Source organism: Natronococcus sp. CG52, from assembly GCF_023913515.1.
Classification (GTDB): domain Archaea; phylum Halobacteriota; class Halobacteria; order Halobacteriales; family Natrialbaceae; genus Natronococcus; species Natronococcus zhouii.
The window spans coordinates 3,406,076-3,422,815 of the sequence record NZ_CP099391.1 but is presented as its reverse complement, the minus strand read 5'-3'; the positions used below and the strand labels follow the sequence as shown (position 1 = coordinate 3,422,815).

General features: G+C 65.3%; 12 protein-coding genes and 1 pseudogene. 4 read left to right on the top strand and 9 right to left on the bottom strand.

The window, feature by feature from the left end:
- Window positions 1-21: 21 nt before the first annotated feature.
- Together NED97_RS17115 and prf1 are read right to left on the bottom strand one after the other, a co-directional pair.
- The gene (locus NED97_RS17115) at window positions 22-1,350 is read right to left on the bottom strand and encodes a hypothetical protein (protein WP_252488227.1); all 1,329 of its coding nucleotides are present in this window, start codon (window positions 1,348-1,350) and stop codon (window positions 22-24) included.
- Between the two features lie 192 nt (window positions 1,351-1,542).
- Window positions 1,543-2,802 (bottom strand): peptide chain release factor aRF-1, encoded by a 1,260-nt coding sequence (gene prf1, locus NED97_RS17110; protein WP_252488226.1) that lies wholly within the window; start codon window positions 2,800-2,802, stop codon window positions 1,543-1,545.
- Window positions 2,803-2,964: 162 nt separating this feature from the next.
- On the opposite strand from prf1, the gene minD reads away from it, so the two are divergent.
- Together minD and NED97_RS17100 are read left to right on the top strand one after the other, a co-directional pair.
- A complete protein-coding gene (gene minD / locus NED97_RS17105; protein WP_252488225.1) occupies window positions 2,965-3,840 on the top strand; it encodes a cell division ATPase MinD in 876 nt (291 codons plus the stop codon).
- Window positions 3,841-4,163: 323 nt separating this feature from the next.
- The gene (locus NED97_RS17100; protein WP_252488224.1) at window positions 4,164-4,745 is read left to right on the top strand and encodes a hypothetical protein; all 582 of its coding nucleotides are present in this window, start codon (window positions 4,164-4,166) and stop codon (window positions 4,743-4,745) included.
- Between the two features lie 226 nt (window positions 4,746-4,971).
- Here NED97_RS17100 and argS read toward each other — a convergent pair whose 3' ends face one another.
- From argS to NED97_RS17075, 5 genes are all read right to left on the bottom strand, one after another.
- A complete protein-coding gene (gene argS / locus NED97_RS17095) occupies window positions 4,972-6,753 on the bottom strand; it encodes an arginine--tRNA ligase (protein ID WP_252488223.1) in 1,782 nt (593 codons plus the stop codon).
- Between the two features lie 258 nt (window positions 6,754-7,011).
- Window positions 7,012-8,793: a glycoside hydrolase family 32 protein gene (locus tag NED97_RS17090; RefSeq protein ID WP_252488222.1), complete on the bottom strand. Its 1,782-nt coding sequence runs from the start codon at window positions 8,791-8,793 to the stop codon at window positions 7,012-7,014.
- Window positions 8,794-8,997: 204 nt separating this feature from the next.
- Complete coding sequence (locus NED97_RS17085) at window positions 8,998-9,534, bottom strand: NUDIX domain-containing protein (RefSeq protein WP_252488221.1); 537 nt, start codon at window positions 9,532-9,534, stop codon at window positions 8,998-9,000.
- 1 nt (window position 9,535) lies between these two features.
- Window positions 9,536-10,687, bottom strand: coding sequence for a pyridoxal-phosphate dependent enzyme (locus NED97_RS17080; protein WP_252488220.1), 1,152 nt, complete (start codon window positions 10,685-10,687; stop codon window positions 9,536-9,538).
- A gap of 1 nt (window position 10,688) precedes the next feature.
- Entirely contained in the window at window positions 10,689-11,651 is a 963-nt protein-coding gene (locus NED97_RS17075) for a succinylglutamate desuccinylase/aspartoacylase family protein (RefSeq protein ID WP_252488219.1), read from the bottom strand.
- A 110-nt stretch (window positions 11,652-11,761) separates the two neighbouring features.
- On the opposite strand from NED97_RS17075, the gene NED97_RS17070 reads away from it, so the two are divergent.
- The gene (locus NED97_RS17070; protein WP_252488218.1) at window positions 11,762-13,144 is read left to right on the top strand and encodes an MFS transporter; all 1,383 of its coding nucleotides are present in this window, start codon (window positions 11,762-11,764) and stop codon (window positions 13,142-13,144) included.
- Window positions 13,145-13,444: 300 nt separating this feature from the next.
- Here NED97_RS17070 and NED97_RS17065 read toward each other — a convergent pair whose 3' ends face one another.
- Window positions 13,445-14,974: a stage II sporulation protein M gene (locus tag NED97_RS17065; RefSeq protein WP_252488217.1), complete on the bottom strand. Its 1,530-nt coding sequence runs from the start codon at window positions 14,972-14,974 to the stop codon at window positions 13,445-13,447.
- 83 nt (window positions 14,975-15,057) lie between these two features.
- A pseudogene (locus tag NED97_RS17060) lies at window positions 15,058-15,412 on the bottom strand (hypothetical protein).
- Between the two features lie 131 nt (window positions 15,413-15,543).
- Between NED97_RS17060 and NED97_RS17055 the strand changes: the two are divergent.
- Window positions 15,544-16,734 carry an MBL fold metallo-hydrolase gene (locus NED97_RS17055; protein ID WP_252488216.1) on the top strand — a complete coding sequence of 397 codons (1,191 nt, stop codon included), beginning with the start codon at window positions 15,544-15,546 and terminating at the stop codon, window positions 16,732-16,734.
- Window positions 16,735-16,740 lie beyond the last annotated feature (6 nt).

Genomic DNA, 16,740 nt, shown 5'->3' with positions numbered 1-16,740 from the left:
CTTGATCGTCCGGTTCCGTCGTCAGCCGCCGGTTCCGCGCACCGTGACGGTGCGTTCGTCCGAATCGTCGGCGGTTTCGACCCGAACCGGGAACTCGCCGTCCCGCTCGACGGGGTACGTCTCGTACCCCAGGACGACCGTTTCCGTCGTTCCGGCGATCACCGTGACGGTCTCGGAATCGACACGTTCCGGCTCCCGGCCGACGATCAGTTCGATCTCCTGGGTCGTGTCGCCGATCATCATTATGCCACCCTCGTTTTCGACGGCGGCGGTTACATCGAGGCGTTCGCCGCCGGTAACGGGCGCGTTCGTCTCGAGGATTTCGACCCCGAACGGCGGTCGGATTTCGGGGCCGTCGTCGTAGGCGAAGTCGCTCGTTCGGCCGTCCTCGCAGACGACCCGTGCTCCCGTCGCGTAGCCGCCGGCGAGCCAGTGCGGGTTCTCGACCGCGAGCGTCGCACCGTCCTGCGTCCCCGAGAGATCGTCGACGTCGACCACCGTGAGGTTTCGCCCCTCGATCCAGATCGCCCGACCGAGCGTCCCCGCGGTGTCGCGGGCCGTGAGACTGATCTCGATCGTCTCCTCGACGCCGACGGTCGCGTCCGCCGCAGGCTCGGTGGTGAGCTCCTCGACCGTCGGTCCATCCCGCCCGTCGGACGTGACGTCTAACGTCCACTCGTGAGCCGACGGTTCGGATCCCGTCGGAACCGTCGCCCGGACGTCGTACGTGCCGGTCGTCCCGGGCTCGGCGAGGTACGCACCGGTTCCGGTCGCGTACGTGTAATCGTATGCCAGCGCGAGATCGCCGGCGATGTCGTCGTCGGCATCCCACTCGACGTCGTTCGGTTCGAGCGGTTCGGGTATTGCGACCTCGAAGAGGACCGACGTCCCCGGCTGAACCGCGAGCTCATCACCGGTCGGACGAATCGCCGTCAGGTTGCCGTCGTCGGAACTGCCGACGACCGTGACGGTTCGCTCGTCGGATCCATCGGCCGTCTCGATCCGAACCGGGAACTGCTGGGTGTGTTCGACGCGCGCCGTCTCGTAGCCCAGCGTAACCGTCTCGCTCGATCCGGGGTCGACGGCGACCGTCGCGTCGGCCACGGTTTCGGGATCGTGGCCGACGACGAGTCGGACGTCGACGACCGCCGTTTCGGAGCCGCGGTTCTCGAGGTCGGCCGTCACCTCGAGCCACTCGGTCGTTTCGACGGGCGCGTTCGTTTCGCGGATGCGAACGATGGTTTCGTCCGCGCTCTCGGCCCTCCTGGAAGCGCCCGGGACGAGCACGGCCATCGTCCCGGCCGTAACCCCCCGAAGGACGCGACGTCGGATCGGTCTCTTCCCCCGCATGGTCGTCGGAAGTTCGCCGCTCGTGGGCGATAATTACCGGAGACCGTTCCGTCCGAAAGGACCGATTCACGCACAGTAGGCGGTGCGAACGGACCGGATCGACCGTTGTGACACGCGCAACCGGGTAGTCGGTCCCTGAAAAATCCGACCGTACCGAAGGACGAGCGAAGCGACCGATCGCTACTCGAGCGCTTAGACGCCGGTGCTGTACCGCAGGATGCCGGCGAAGCCGCCGAAGGCGTTGTAGAGCTGTTCGCCCTTCTCGAAGTCGGTCGAGATGAACTTCGTCTCGGTGCCGCGCTGTTCGGCGATCTCGATGAGGTGGTCGATGGCGTCCTCGCGGTCCTCCTCGGTCGCCTCGACGTCGGATCCGCACTCGGTGCAGGTGTGTGAGGGAGTCGATTTGCGTCGGTCGAGAACCTCTCGATCCGTGTTGCCGCACTCCTCACAGTCGTAGCTGATGACGTCCTTTCGGAGGTCCTCGCTGATCAGCAGGCGATCGACCGCGCCCATCATGAGGTTCCGTCGGGTCTGCTCGAAGCCGTAGGTGGCGAGGTCGCCCGCGTTGAGTTCCTCGAAGAACTCCTCCATCTGCTTTTTGTCCTTCATCACCTCGGCGTCGGCCAGCGCCTCCTCGGCGTTGTCGACGAGGTCCTTCAGGCCGGATTCGTCGGTGTAGGCGACGTCGAACTTCCCGATCACGTTGTCCTGGATCTCGTGGTGGAGGTAGTCTCCGTCCAGGAACTCGTCCTTGGTGGGCGAGGGACCGCCGACGAGGATTCCGTCGAGTTCGTGTCGCTTGGTGACGAACAGGTCGTTCGCCATCCCCGCGACCTCCTGGTAGAAGTTGTCGATCGCCTCGAGCCGCAGGCGGGCGAATCGCTGGGCGGACTGGCCACCCTTGCGCTGTTTGCCGGGAACGAGGGAGGAGGCGGACTTGACCGGTTCGACGCGTTTGCCCTTCAGCCAGCCGACGTTAGCCTCGCGCCTGTCGAGGACGATCAGGCCGTAGAGGCCCTGGTCCGCCATCATCTCCTCGAGCGGTTCGATGAGGAAGTCCGAGTCGCAGTGATAGCGGAACGACTCGACGGGCTGGGGCGGACTCTCGAGCACCCGCGTGACCATCTCGGTCTGGCCGCCGCCGGAGTCGACGGCGCCGGAGAACACGACCATCCCCTTCTCGGGCGGGTAGGTGTCGTAGTACCGCAGCCGGTCCTTGATACTCGTCAGCGCGTCCTGGACGGCCGTCCGGGTCTGCTTGGACTTGATGTTGGCCGCCTCGCTGTGTTCCTGAGTGACGTGTTGCACGACGTCACTGACCTGCCGGTCGTCGGGGATGTAGATCGATACGAGTTGTGTCCCGGACCCCTCGAAGTCCTTGAGGTCCTCGATGACCTTCCGGAACTCGTACTTCTTCCGGTCGGATTGCTCCTGCTCGCCCTCCTGGCTCATTGGCCGTACAAAACGGTGCTGTGGCTAAGTATTCTTTGACACGCGCCAGTTAGCGTGCGGTCTCGTCGCGACCGCCGTCGTCGAAACGCCGTCGTCATCGGGAAGATTCTCGAGGTGACGATTTAAGGGGTTCCCGTCCCACAGTCAGGACAGTATTCGAGTATGTCTTCCGAAACTGTATATGCCATCGCGAGCGGGAAGGGCGGCGTCGGGAAAACGACGACGACGGTGAACCTGGGAACCGCACTGGCCCGGGCGGGCGAGCGCGTCGCCGTAGTCGACGCGGACCTGGGGATGGCGAATCTGGCGGGGTTCGTCGGCCTGAACCCCGACTCGACGACGCTGTCCGACGTCCTGTCCGAACGCGCGTCGGTCGACGACGCGACCTACCGACTGGCGGAGAACATCGTCGCCGTTCCGAGCGGGACCGACCTCGACGACTACGCAGAGACCGCACCGGAGCAACTCCGCGACGTCGTCGACGAGCTCCGGTCGCAGTACGACGCCGTCCTCCTCGACGTCGGCGCCGGAATCACCCACGAGACCGTGCTCCCGCTGGGTCTCGCCGACGCCGTCGTCGTCGTCTCGACGCCCGAACCCGCGGCCGTCCACGACTCGACGAAGACGCTCGAGTTGACCGAGCGCGCCGGCGGCGAGGCCGCCGGCCTCGTCTTGACCCGGACGCGCCCCGAGACGGACGTCTCCTACGAGGAGATCGCCGACCGACTCGACCTCCCGCTGCTCGGGACGATCCCGGAGGATCCCGCGGCCCGCGAGAGCGTCTACGCCGGAACCCCGCTGGTCGTTCACGCACCCGACAGCCCCGCGTCGGCCGCGTACCGTCGGATCGCAGCCGATCTAGCCGGAATCGACGTTCCGAACGACCGCCCCGACGATGGGTCCGAATCGGACGATCGATCGGATGCGCCGCCCGCCGGCGCGCAGAATGCAGACGCGGACCCGGACGCGAACCGCGACTCCGAGGCGGAACAGGACGACGTCTCGAGTGCGATCACGGAGGCCGAATCCGAGCGCTAACGCCGGACGCCCGTCACCGTGACGAAATCGGTTGTCGGCCACTACCGCGAGGGTAGGGGGTCTCTGGCAGGGACAATACGCCTCGTCTACGGCCGAGATGTACCGAAATGGGGGACTACCGCGAGACGACGACTCTCGCCGAAACCGATCGTTGTGGAATCGCGGTTTCGAAATCCGAATCGGAAGTTACACGGCCTGTATCTGGATTTTATCGGGGCCTTAGCTCTTTGAGAACTGTAATCGTCGCGAGACAGTCCTCCCGTCTCGTCTTTCCGATTGGAACGAGGTGATTACTAATCGGGGAGTCTCTCGACGGCCCTCATATGGAGCGACGAAAGATCCTCCTCGGTAGTGGAACAGTGCTCGCAACCGTACTCGCTGGCTGCTCGAGTTCCGAGACGGACGATCCGAAATCGGACGACTCGGACGACAATTCGTTCGGCGATGACGGCAAAGACGAGAAAGACGACAAAGACGACAAAGGCGATACGAACGGTGAGAAAGACGGCAAGGACGACGACAAAGACCACGAAAACGACAAAGACGACAAAGACGACCACAAGATCCCCGGATTCAAGAAGGGGAAGGTCAAGCTCGAGAGCGACCTGCTCTCGATCAAGAAGATCAAGCGCGACGGGAAGAAGCTCTACGTCGTCGTCGACACGAAGACGCTCGACGAGGACAAACTGGCCGCCGAAATCGAGTCGCTCGTGAAGACGCACAAGGACGCGATCGTCGATCCCGAGAAGTTCGCCGCGGAGATCGACACCATCTACTGGACGGTGGAACACGAGAAGAACCTGGTCGCCTCGTTCTACGTCGAGGTCGACTGGATCATCAAGCACCTGAAGGGCAAGCTCACGTTGCAGGAGCTCGTCGACAAGATCGCGGCGACGGCCCAGTAGGGGTGCGCTGTCGGCTGTAACCGACTGCGGGATTCGCCGGACGATCGCAGCGAATCCACCGCACTGACGTACAGCTACCAGTATCTCTCGCAGGCGGACGCCTGCGATCGACCGTCGAGACGAGGGTCTGTTCCTCGCAACTCGAGTCCGCCGTGACTCGAGCCGCCGGTGTTCTTTCGAGCGACGAGTCGCGTCGCGTCGTGCGCGCCAGAAGCGACAGCGACCGCTACATCGACCGCGGCGCGTCGACGCCGAGAATCGAGAGCGCGTTCGCGACCGTGTGTTTCGAGGCGGCCACGAGCGCCAGCCGCGCCTCGCGGACGTCGGGGTCGACGTCGTCCGCGAGGACGGGACACTCCCGGTAGAAGGCGTTGAACCGGTCGGCGAACTCGCGGGTGTAGGTCGCGATCTGGTGGGGCTCCAGATCGTCGGCTGCCTCGTCGACGACCGACGGGAACCGGGCGATCGTCTCGAGCAGGTCCCGTTCTTCGGGCGTCTCGAGCGGGTCGGCGTCGGCGGCGTCGAGGTTCAGCGCCTCGAGGTCGCCCTCGGGATCGACGTCGGCCTCCTCTAAGATGCCACAACAGCGCGCGTGGACGTACTGGACGTAGGGGGCGGACTGGGCCTCGAAGTCGAGCGCCTGGTCCCACTCGAAGGTGATCGCCTTCGTGGGCTGCTTCGAGACGATGTCGTACCGAACCGCGCCGATACCGACCTGGTGGGCGATGCGCTCGATATCTTCCTCGTCCAGGTCGTCGTCGCGGATCCGGTCGTTCAGTCGGGTTTCGACCTCCTCGCGAGCGCGGTCGATCGCCTCGTCGAGCAGGTCGTCCAGGTCGACGCCGGTACCTCTGCGAGTGCTCATCTTCCCCTCCGGGAGGTTCACGTAGGAGTAGAGCACCTGCCGCAGCGGATCGGTGTCGTTACCGAGCAACTCGAGGGTCGTGCGGAGCTGCTTGGCCTGGAGCTTGTGGTCCTCGCCGAGCACCGTCACCGCGCGATCGTAGTTGTCGAACTTCCACTCGTGGTGGGCCAGGTCGCGGGTCGGGTACAGCGAGGTGTCGTCGGCGCGCAGGAAGACCAGGTTCTTCTCGATGCCGTACTCGTCGAGCTCGAGCTGCCAGGCGTCTTCCTCGTAGACGGCCTTGTCGAGCTCCTTCAGTCGGCCCACGAGGTCGTCGGTATCGCCGTTGCGCATGAACTTCGTCTCCTTGACGAACTCGTCGAACTCTGCCGGCAGGCGCGCGAGACACTCCTTCATGCCGCCGAGCACCTGATCGACGACCTCGCTGACGCGCTCGTAGGCTCCCTCGTCGCCCCCCTCGAGTCCCTGCATGATGGCCTCGATCTCGGCTTCGGCCTCCTCGACGGCCTCCTCGTCGGCGTTCTCGAGGAAGGCGTTGCCCTTCCGGTAGTAGCGAACGAGGTCGTACTCGGGGCGGTCGCGTTCGGGCTCCGTCTCGAGATCCTCCTCGTCGAAGGTCTCGTAGGCCCAGGTGAAGACGGCCATCTGCCGGCCGGCGTCGTTGACGTAGTAGTGGCGGTCGACGTCGTAGCCGGCGTAGTCGAGCAGGTTCGCCACTGCGTCGCCGATGATCGGGTTCCGCGCGCGGCCGACGTGGACCGGTCCCGTCGGGTTCGCGCTCGTGTGTTCGACGACGACGGACTGCTCGCGGTCCTCGAGTGCGCCGTACGTGTCGTCGGTCGCGGTCTCGAGCGTTTCCCCGAGGTAGGCGTCGCTCGGCAGGAAGTTGAGGTAGGGCCCCTGGGTCTGGACCTCGGAGACGTAGGTCAGGGCGTCGGCATCGATTTCGTCGGCGAGCCGGCCGGCGACCTGCGGCGGCGGCGCACCGGCTTCGCCGGCGAGTCGGAAGGCGACGCTCGAGGCGAGTACGCTTTCGACGTCTTCCGGCGGTTCTTCGATCCCGAGGTCGTCCGTCGGGAACTCGAGGGTCGACAGGGCCTCCTCGAGGGCACTCTCGACCTCCGCGCGTAGAGCGAGGAACATACCCGCCCGTATTCAGGGGGCAACTAAAGGGATGTCGGGTTTCGTCGCGCTCGATTTCCGCTCCGGCACTGGTCGCGATTCGTCCCGTGAAACGACGGCATCGGCGTCAAAGACGATCGAGGCGTTCACCGAGTGTGTGACGACACCTCGCCTCGATCGTAGCCGATGGAGTCCGTACTAGATAGCGCAGCCAGGGTTGCGCTCAAGTCCCCTCGGAACGGAACGAGCGACGCCGAAGCGGGTTCGTCACCGAGGCGTTCACTCCGAATATGAGCCCTCGTGAGATCCTTCGTGAAGGGTGACGCCTAACGGCTGCGGGTCCAAGTCGTATACGACCAGGTCTTCGACCTTCGCAGCACCGTTCTCCGCGAAGAGGGAAACGCCTGTGCTGTCCCAGTCGGGAAACACCAGGTTCGTCATCGTCCGGTCCCCGTCGTTGGCGAAGATTTCGACCGTCGATCGGTCGACGAGGATGTGGAGTTCGATCGTCCCGTCCTCGCGCGGCTCGAGCGGCATGCTCGTCGCGTCTTCCTGTCCCTCGTCGAAGAAATCGTCCGCCGGACCGTCGGTGGACGAATCCGTCCGCTGGAACACCAGTTGGGGGACTCCTTCGGACGGAGACGCGTCGACAACCGGGACGTCGTCTGGGTCCGTGTAATACGTGACGAGGCTCTCGTCGTTTTCACCCTCTCGAACCCGGAATCCGAACGTATCGGCGCTGTGAGGATCGATAGTCGCGTGGATCTCGAGCGAACGACCCTCCGCGTCCGTTCCCTCTAGAGGATCTCTGCCCGGCGTGATCTCCCCCGAGCGCACCTCGGCGAGCGTTTCCCGCCGAAGAGTCGCTAGCTCCGCGACGGGACGCTGTCGCAGTTCGACGCCGTCGTCACCTTTCTCGAGGGTGAGTTCGCGCGGAACCGACATGCTCCCCCGCCATCCGGTCTCGGGAACGAGCTCGGCGTAGGGCCAGTGAGACGCCCAGCCGAGCTGGATCAGACGGTCGTCGGGTTCGTTGTCCCACGAGATCGCAGCGTAGTAATCGTAGCCGTAGTCCGCGAGTTCGCGACGTTCCATCGTGAACTCCGACCCGTCGAAGTCGCCGACGAGATGATCCTCACGCTGGTGGTCGACGGAGACCGTCATGACCCATTTGGTTTCGTCGCTACCCTCGACCGGCAACTCGAACAGATCGGGACACTCCCACAGATTCGCCTCGGGCGAGTGAGAATGATAGCCGTAGACGCTTTCGCTCTCGTCGCCGACGAGTTCGTTGTACTCGTCGTTCGTGAACGTGCTTTCGTAGGTCCAGTCGATATGGTCTTCGGAGCGATAGATCTCGATACCGGCGGGCCGCTCCTCCCCGTCTTCGTCTCCGTCGTGAACGCGGGACACGGCCATAATCCACCGCTGATCCGGTTCGTACCAGAAGACGTTCGGGTCGCGGAACTCCGGGTCGTCGGTATCGACGACCGGGTTTCCGTCGTACGGCGTAACCGTTTTGCCGTTATCCGTGCTGTACGCGATGCGTTGGTCCTGTATCGGATCGTCGAAGTGGGCGCCGGTATACGACAGAATCAGCGCATCTTCGCCGAATCCAGCCGTGTTTTCTTCGTCGATCGTCGCACCGCCGGAGAACTTCGCGATGTTGTTCTCGTCGTCGAAGGGCAGTTTGAGACCGTGGTACGCCCAACTGAAGAGGTCCTCGCTGGTCGCGTGTCCCCACTGGATCTTCTCCCACCAGGGATCGTGGGGGTGATACTGGAAGAACAGGTGATAGACGCCATCGTGATAGACCAACCCGTTCGGATCGTTGATCCAGCCGTTCGGCGGTGCAAAGTGGAAAGCCGGTCTCCACGGATCCGCTTCCGACCCTTCGATCTTTTCCGCGGTATCCGTCGCCGCGACACTCGGACTGGTGTGCTCGAGTGCCGTCGTCGCAAGCAGACCGGTTCCCGCTACGCGGATCAAATTCCGGCGACTGAGTTTCGATACTTCTCTCGACGATTCTCCGTCGTCCTGCGGATTGCTATCTCGTGGCACATCAGTTCCGATCACAGGTGTTCGTTAAAAATTAACGAAAGTGATTGTTTCTGGCCGATATATTGGACAAAGTACGGGTTTCGCGCACCAGAAACGAGCCGAGAACGCTCCGATCGACGCGACAGGTACTCAGTCGTATGAACCGACGTTTACCGCGGACTGCTGAGGTGAACTGATCGGCAACGACCGCAGTACCTTCGGACGTCAATCGAACGGCGCCGCAGCGATCCGAAACCTCGCCTCGTGAACCGGTCGGAACGTCTCGTCGGTCGCGTCGAACCCGTCCGGGGACCAGAATCGCGCCGCCGTCGCGTCGCTTCCCGCCACCGGGTCGCCGTCGGTTTCGGCGCGGTCGACGACGTAGTAGAGGTTCATCACCTGCTTTCCGTCGCGAGGCGGCAGGGACGCCGCGTCCAGCACCGCGAGCGCGTCGGGGTCGACGACGACGCCGGTCTCCTCCTCGAGTTCGCGAGCGGCGGCCGTCTCGGGCTGCTCGTCGGTCTCCATGTGGCCGCCGGGGAGGGTCCACTCGCCGACGCCCGGCGGGACGCCGCGCTCGACGCAGAGCACCGCGGACTCGACTCCGCTGCGATCGACGACGGCGACGGTCGCACAGGGAACCGGGTTGTGCCAGATCACGCGCTCGCAGTCCGAACAGTGCTCGCGCTCGCGATCTTCGACGCGGATCGACTCGAGACCGGTGCCACAGTGTGGACAGAACTCGGCTGGTCGGCTCACCATCTCAGAGCGTTTTCAGGCCGCTGCCGGTCAGTGGGACGACGACGTCGTCGTCGGTATCGACGACGCCGGCCTCTCGGTACTGGAGTAGCGCCGCCGGAGCGGCCGCACTGGTCGGTTCGACGTAGAAGCCGCCGCGGTGGAGTCGGTCGAGTGCGGTCTCGATCGAGTCCGACTCGAGCGCGATAACGTCGCCGTCGGTCGTCTCGACCGCCTCGAGGATCTCGTCCCGGCGGGCGGGGTCGGCGATCCGGATGCCGTCCGCGATGGTCTCGGTCCCGGCTCCCTTGGCCGGCGTCTCGCCGACGGCCTCGGCGATCGGGGCGTACCCCGCGGCCTGCGCGCCGAGCAGTCGCGGCATCTCGTCGACGATGCCGGCCTCGTTCAGCAGCGAGAAGCCGCGGTAGGCGCCGAGGAAGAGCGTGCCGTGACCGACCGGGAGCACGACGGCGTCGGGAACCGTCCAGTCGCGCTGGGCGGCTATCTCGAACGCGAAGGTCATCGTTCCGGCGTAGAAGGCCGGGTTCCAGGCGTGGCTGGCGTACCAGCCCTCGCCGGTCTGGTAGGGGGCCGCGTCGCCGTCGTCTCCCGAGGCAGTTCCGCCCTCGCCCTCGACGGCCTCGATGCAGGCGTCGGTGACGTCCTGTCGGCTCCCCTCGATCCGCACCGGACGGGCGTCGGCCCGCTGGATCGTCATCAGCTTCGACTGTTTGACGTCCGCCGGGACGTAGATGTCGGCGTCGATCCCCGCGCGGGCCGCGTAGGTCGCGATCGCGGCGCCGGCGTTACCGGAGGAGTCCTCGAGGACCTTTTCGACGCCGAGTTCGACCGCCCGCGAGAGCGTCGTCGTCGCGCCGCGATCCTTGAACGACCCCGTCGGGAAGACGTACTCGAGTTTGAACTCGGCGTCCCACTCGGGCGCCTCCACTATCGGCGTAAAGCCCTCGTAGAAGGTGACGTGTTGTTCGATCGGGAGAAACTCGAAGAAGGTCCACAGCCCCTCACTGGTGTCGAGTTGCGAGAGCGGGAGCGGATTCCCCTCGGGATGCGGCCGGTCCGTAAACTCGAGGGCGTGTCCGCAGGCACAGCGCCACGGTTCGTCGGGTCCGGCCTCGTAGACGGTTCCACACTCGGGGCAGATGAGATCGGATGCCATCTCAGTACTCGCCGATCTCGGTTGCGACCGAGCAGACGTACTCGCCAGTCGCGACCTGGGGCAGTCGGCGCGTTCGCCAGAGGATGCCGTCGCTGTCGGCTGTCACTTCCTCTTTCGGCTCGCCGAAGGGCGTCGTCACGGTAAACAGCGTCTCGCCGTGACGGACGCGGTCACCGAGGTCGGCCTCGAAGCGGACGAGGCCGCCGGCGGGTGCCCCGAACTGTTCGAACCCCTTCGCGCGGGTCTGAGTGTCCGGAGTGACGTCCTCGTCGTCGAGGAAGCCGTAGTACCGGAGCACGTTGAAGACCCCGTCGACGCCCTTCCGGATGCTCGACTCGTCCCAGCCGACGCAGCCGCCGAGTTCGGGATCGACCGTGGGAATTCCCTCGTCGGGCGCCGCGCGGGCGAGTTGGCCGTCGGGTCCCTTCTGGTCGAGCACGTAGCCGCAGCCGAACACCTTCGCGAGTTCGAGGCACTCGTCGTGGAGGCGGTGGCGCGAGCCACACCGAACGCGAACTTCGTCGATCATCCGACTGGTCGAGCCCTGGTGGAGGTCGAGAATCACGTCCGCCCGCGTGGCCGCCTCGAAGGTGGCGGCGGCGATCCGCTCGCTCGAGGTCCCGGTCTCGTTACCCGGGTAGGCGCGATTCATCTTCGTGTCGTCGATCGGGTTGCGGTGTTCGGCGATCTGGAACGCGTGGTAGTTGACGATGCCGGCGATCAGGATCGTCCCGCTGAGTTCGGTCGGATCCAGTTTCGGGACGACGCGCTGAATGACGCCGACGCCGTTGAGTTCGTCGCCGTCGCTCGCCGCCTGCAGATAGAGAGTCTTCCCCGTCCCTGCCCCGTTGATCACGGCGACGGGGAGACCGAACGGAGTGCCGTCTCGAGTCTCGCCGACGTCGAGACGACCCGTGTCGATCTCACCGGGGTCCGCGCTCGCCGTTCCGAGCGTCGTTGCCATGTCACTGCGGTTGAACCCGTTGGCCTTTATTGATTCGGTTAGGCCCCGATCCGACCCGGAACGATCGGCCGAGAGGAAAAGGCAAACCACTCGAGCCGACACTTCTCCTCATGAGTCTCCAACGGGACTCCCCGGCGGAGGAGGAAGCGGATCCGCTCGACGCTTTCCGGCAGTTCTTCGCGCTCGAGCGCGACGTGATCGTGCTCTCTGCGGCAATGTTCGCGTTCAGTCTCGGTTTCCAGATGACGAACCGATACATGGCCGAGTACATGTCGGCGCTGGGCGCGACGGCGCTCGTCATCGGGCTGTTCGGGACCTTCGGGAACATCATTAGCGCCGTCTACCCCTATCCCGGCGGAGCGATCTCGGACCGGATCGGATCGCGGTACGCGCTGACCGCCTTCGGGCTGTGTTCGACGCTCGGCTTCGGAATCTGGCTCGCCGCACCCGTACTCGCGGACGTGACGGTCGGGCCGACCTCACTCGGAATCCTCGCGATCTTCGTCGGCCTCGTCTTCGCGCAGGGCTGGAAGTCCTTCGGGCTCGGGGCTTCCTTCGCCATCGTCAAGCAGGCGGTGCCGCCCTCACAGCTGGCCGCCGGCTTCGCGAGCACAGAGACGTTCCGCCGGACGGCCTTCCTCGTCGGGCCGCTGCTCGCCGCCGCCCTGTTCTTCCCGTTCGGGTCGGCCGACAGCGACGTCGTCTTCGCCTTCCAGCTGATCCTGGTTGTCGCCGTCGTCTTCGGGGTCCTCGGAACGATCGTTCAGCACGTCCTCTACGAGACCGACGAGGACAGCTTCGGCAAGGAGTTCGAGGGCCTCTCGCAGCTCCTCGCGGATCTCCGGGCGATGCCCGACGAGCTTCGACCGCTGCTGATCGGCGACACCCTCGTCCGGTTCGCCAACGGCATGGTCTACGTCTTCTTCGTCATCGTCGTCACTCGCTTTCTCGAGGTCGGATTCAGCCTCTCGCTGCCCGCCGTCGGGGCGCTCGAGCTCACCCCGCAGTCGTACTTCGGCATCCTGCTCGGCCTCGAGATGCTCGTCGCGTTGCTGATCATGGTCCCCGCGGCGAAGGTGGCCGAGCGAATCGGCCTGAAGCCCGTCGTCGCGCTCGGCTTCGCGGTGTACGCGATCTTTCCGATCCTTTTGATCAACGCCCCGCCGGAAAACGCCGCCGTGCTCGCCCTGCTCTTTGCCTTCTCCGGACTCCGCTTCGCCGGGTTGCCGGCCCACAAGGCGCTGATCGTCGGGCCCGCCGAGATGGGAGCCGGCGGCCGCGTTACGGGGACGTACTACCTGCTTCGGAACCTGATCGTCATCCCGAGTGCGGCACTCGGTGGGCTCATCTGGGGCGGATTCTCGAACCCGCTGACCGGCGCGGAGCTGTTCGCCGGCTCGCCGACGCTCGCCTTTACCATCGCGACCGTCGTCGGGATCGTCGGCACGGCCTACTTCCTGCTGTTCGGCGAGGAGTTCGAGGCCTACGCCTGATCGGATTCGCGTGGCAGTAGTCGGGAGTGTGATTTTCAGTTAAACCACTCGTAGAACAGCTGTTCCGTACAGGCGATACAGGTACCGCGCGGTCAGCATCTGCTCGCTTTGCGAGCAGTCCACCGCCGAAGCGGACGAAGTCCGCGCAGGCGGCCTTTTTCATCGAAGTTTTTGCGCCGAGGGTGAGCGAGCACAGCGAGCGAACCCGAGGCGCAAAAAGTTCGTTGTGCACGTGCTGAGAACGAATAGCTCCACTCAGTCAGTCTCGAGAGCGAGTATCGAACCCGTGCTACCCTCTTCTCAGAGGAAGAGGTCGTAGTAGTACGGGCTGACGAACCCCTCGATGAACGCCGCGACGGCGAGCAGGATGCCCAGGCCGACGACGACCCAGAACGCTCGCTCGAGCGCGTCGACGACGTCCCGGGGCGTCGCACGGCCGCGGACGGTCCGCCAGGCGACGAGCCCCAGCCAGAGGCCGAGCGCGCCGGCGACGAAGATCGCGGGGATCTCGAGGATCCCGTGCGGGACGATGAAGGCGGCGAGTTCGACGAGTTCGACCTCGAGCCGGGCGTAGATCCCCATCACGAAGCCGTTGAACGCGAGCGAGACGAACGCGGGGACGGCGAGCACGAGTCCGGCGTAGGCCGTCGTGTACGCGACCATCCAGTTGTTACCGAAGAACTCGAGGGCGGCCGCCGGCGGGACGTGACCCTCGAGTCGGGCTGCAATGGACGTTTCGACGGTGCCGGCCAGCGGCTCGGCGACCACCCAGCCCGCCCAGAACGAGACGACGGCCGTGACGACGACGAAGGCGTGCAACAGCGGCGTCGTCCGGACGAACGACACCATCTCTCGCCATCCCCGGCGCAGGCCGCCGGTGAACTGACCGCGGAGCGATCGGTCCGGTATCGACGGCGGCGAGAGCCGATCTTTCGAGTCGCCGTATAACGCCGTCTTCAACAGGTCGAGGAACGGAAACAGGACGAGCGTCGTGAGCAGCGTGCCGACGGAGACGACGTCGATCATCGCCAGAACGCCGGTGACGACCGACAGCGCGACCAGGCTGCCGACGGCGATGACGTAGTAGAACGCCGCGCCGACCGGCTGTCGGCGGACGAAGCTGGCGGCTCGAGAGAGCGAGCCGAAGACGCTCGCGTCGTCGACGACGATCGCGACCGGCGCGAACGCGAACACCGCACGGATCACCACGATCAGAAGCCCCGCGAGGAGTACCGCCGGCAGACCGACGAGGATCGTCGCGAATCCCGTCCCGGCGACGGCGCCGAGCAGCGCACCGAACAGGAGGGCACCGATCGCGACCAGCAGGAAGACGAGCATCCAGAGGACGAACTCGAGGACGTAGAGTCCGACGAACCGCAGCCAGAAGCGCCGGGCGCCCGCGAGCCCGACGACGAGTCCGCGGTCGTCGCGGAGCCGTCCGTAACAGGCCGCAAGCTGTGCCGAGGAAACCGCTCCCAGGAGCACGATACCGGCCACGATTGTCGCGGCGACCGTCACCGCTACGAGCAGGCCGAGCTCGAGCGTCACCAACTGCTCGGCCAGCGGAACGAGTCCCTCCGCCCACGCGTCGAACGCTTCGGGTTCGGCCTCGGGATCGGGCGGTTCGAGCGTTCCCGCCTCGAACTCGGTCCGGAGCAGTTCGAGCCGTCCGGTCAACTCGAAATAGAGGTAGCCGAGGAAGAGACCGAGAAACGGGATGACGCGAACGATAGCCGGTACTGCCGCGCCGAGCAGGTAGAACGGGAGGAGATCACCCGGCCGACGCCGAAGGACCGCGACGGCGGCGGAGGCCGACGCTGAAAGTGTCATACGTCTATTTTCTCGGATTCGGAGTTAAATCACCCGTTCGCGGAACCGCTCACCGATCGACCGGGATCGGCCGCGTACCGTCGTCAGCTGAACGTTCGATAGTCGAACTCGTCGGTGTTGTCGTCGGATTCCCGACTCGACGGCCGCGGCGTGAAGCCACTCGTGAGAACGACCGCGACGACCGCGAGCGTCGCCGAGAGGGCGACGAAGTCGGCGCTCGGATCGTACAGGTGCCACTGAAAGTCAGTACACACCCGATCGCACGATGGCTGTGCGATCGGTGCGTAAACCGTTTCCGTTGTTACTATAGCCGGCGAGGCCGGCACCGGTCGAAACGACGACGATCGCGACCGCGAAGACGGCGGTCGCGACGAGGCCGATGACGACGATTCCGATCACGCTTCCGAGCAGACCGCGCAGTGGTGACATATTCGTCATCCCGTTTGGAGGGCGGTACCGTAGCGGTTATACCCGAGCGCGACTGACGCCAGCGCTCGGGGACGCCGTTTACCGAGTGACGCGGCACGTGTGGCGGCGACGTTTACGTGGCCCGACCGCGTAGCGGGAGTATGGTCACGACGCTCTCTGCGGACCGACTCGCGGAGCTACAGGACGACGACGAGGAGTTCGCGCTCGTCGACACGCGACCCGAGGACAGCTACGAGTCCTGGCACGTCTCCGGGGCGCTTCACTTCCCGTTCGGGCCCGATGAGGAACTCGACGGCCGCCTCGAGGAACTCGAGGAACTGCTGGGCGACACCGAACGGGTGATCACCATCTGTGCGAAGGGGATCTCCTCCGGGAACCTGGCAACCCGACTCGAGTCGGTTACCGACGCGTACGACGTCCAGACCGTCGACGGCGGGATGAAGGGGTGGAGCGGCGTCTACGATCACGCCGAAATCGACGTCGGCGGTAACGCCCGGATCGTTCAGGTCCAGCGCCGCGCGAAGGGCTGTCTGAGCTACGTCGTCGGCTGCGGGTCGACCGGCGAGGCGGTCGTCGTCGATCCGACCGCAGACACCGACGAGTTCGCGATCGCCGCCGAGGAGGCCGGCCTCTCGATCGTCGGCGTCGTCGACACGCACGTCCACGCCGACCACGTCTCCGGCGGCCGTCAGCTCGCCGACGATATCGACGTCCCCTACTATCTCAGCGAGCGCGCCGAGGAACGCGACGTCGAGTTCGAGTACACCGGACTCGAGCGCAACGAGGTGCTCGAGGTCGGCGAGCGCGAACTCAAGGCCGTCGCCGCGCCGGGCCACACCAGCGAGATGATCAACCTCCTCGTGGACGAGCGGGCGTTGTTGACCGCCGACACGCTGCATATCGATTCGACCGGACGGACGGAACTCGAGTTCAGTGAGGACGGCGAGGCGCAACGCGCCTCGGAAAATTCGAGCGGTGAAACCGCGAGAGAGGGCGAGAAAGGGGCGCGCATGCTCTACGAGACGCTCCACCGGACCATCCTGGCCGAACCCGAGAGCGTCGTCGTCCTGCCAGGGCACGTCACCGTCACCGCCGAGGGGGAGTTCGCCCACGGCGCGCCCGGCGAACCCATTATGACGACGATCCGCAACGCTCGCACGGGGATCGACGTGCTCGATCTCGACGAGGACGCGTTCGTCGACCGGATGGCTGACGCCGGCGAGAAACCCTCGAACTACGAGGAGATCATCGACCGCAACCGGGGTGCACTCGAATTGCCCCCCGAGGATCGGGTCGAACTCGAACTGGGTCCGAACAACTGCTCGGCTTGAGGGAGG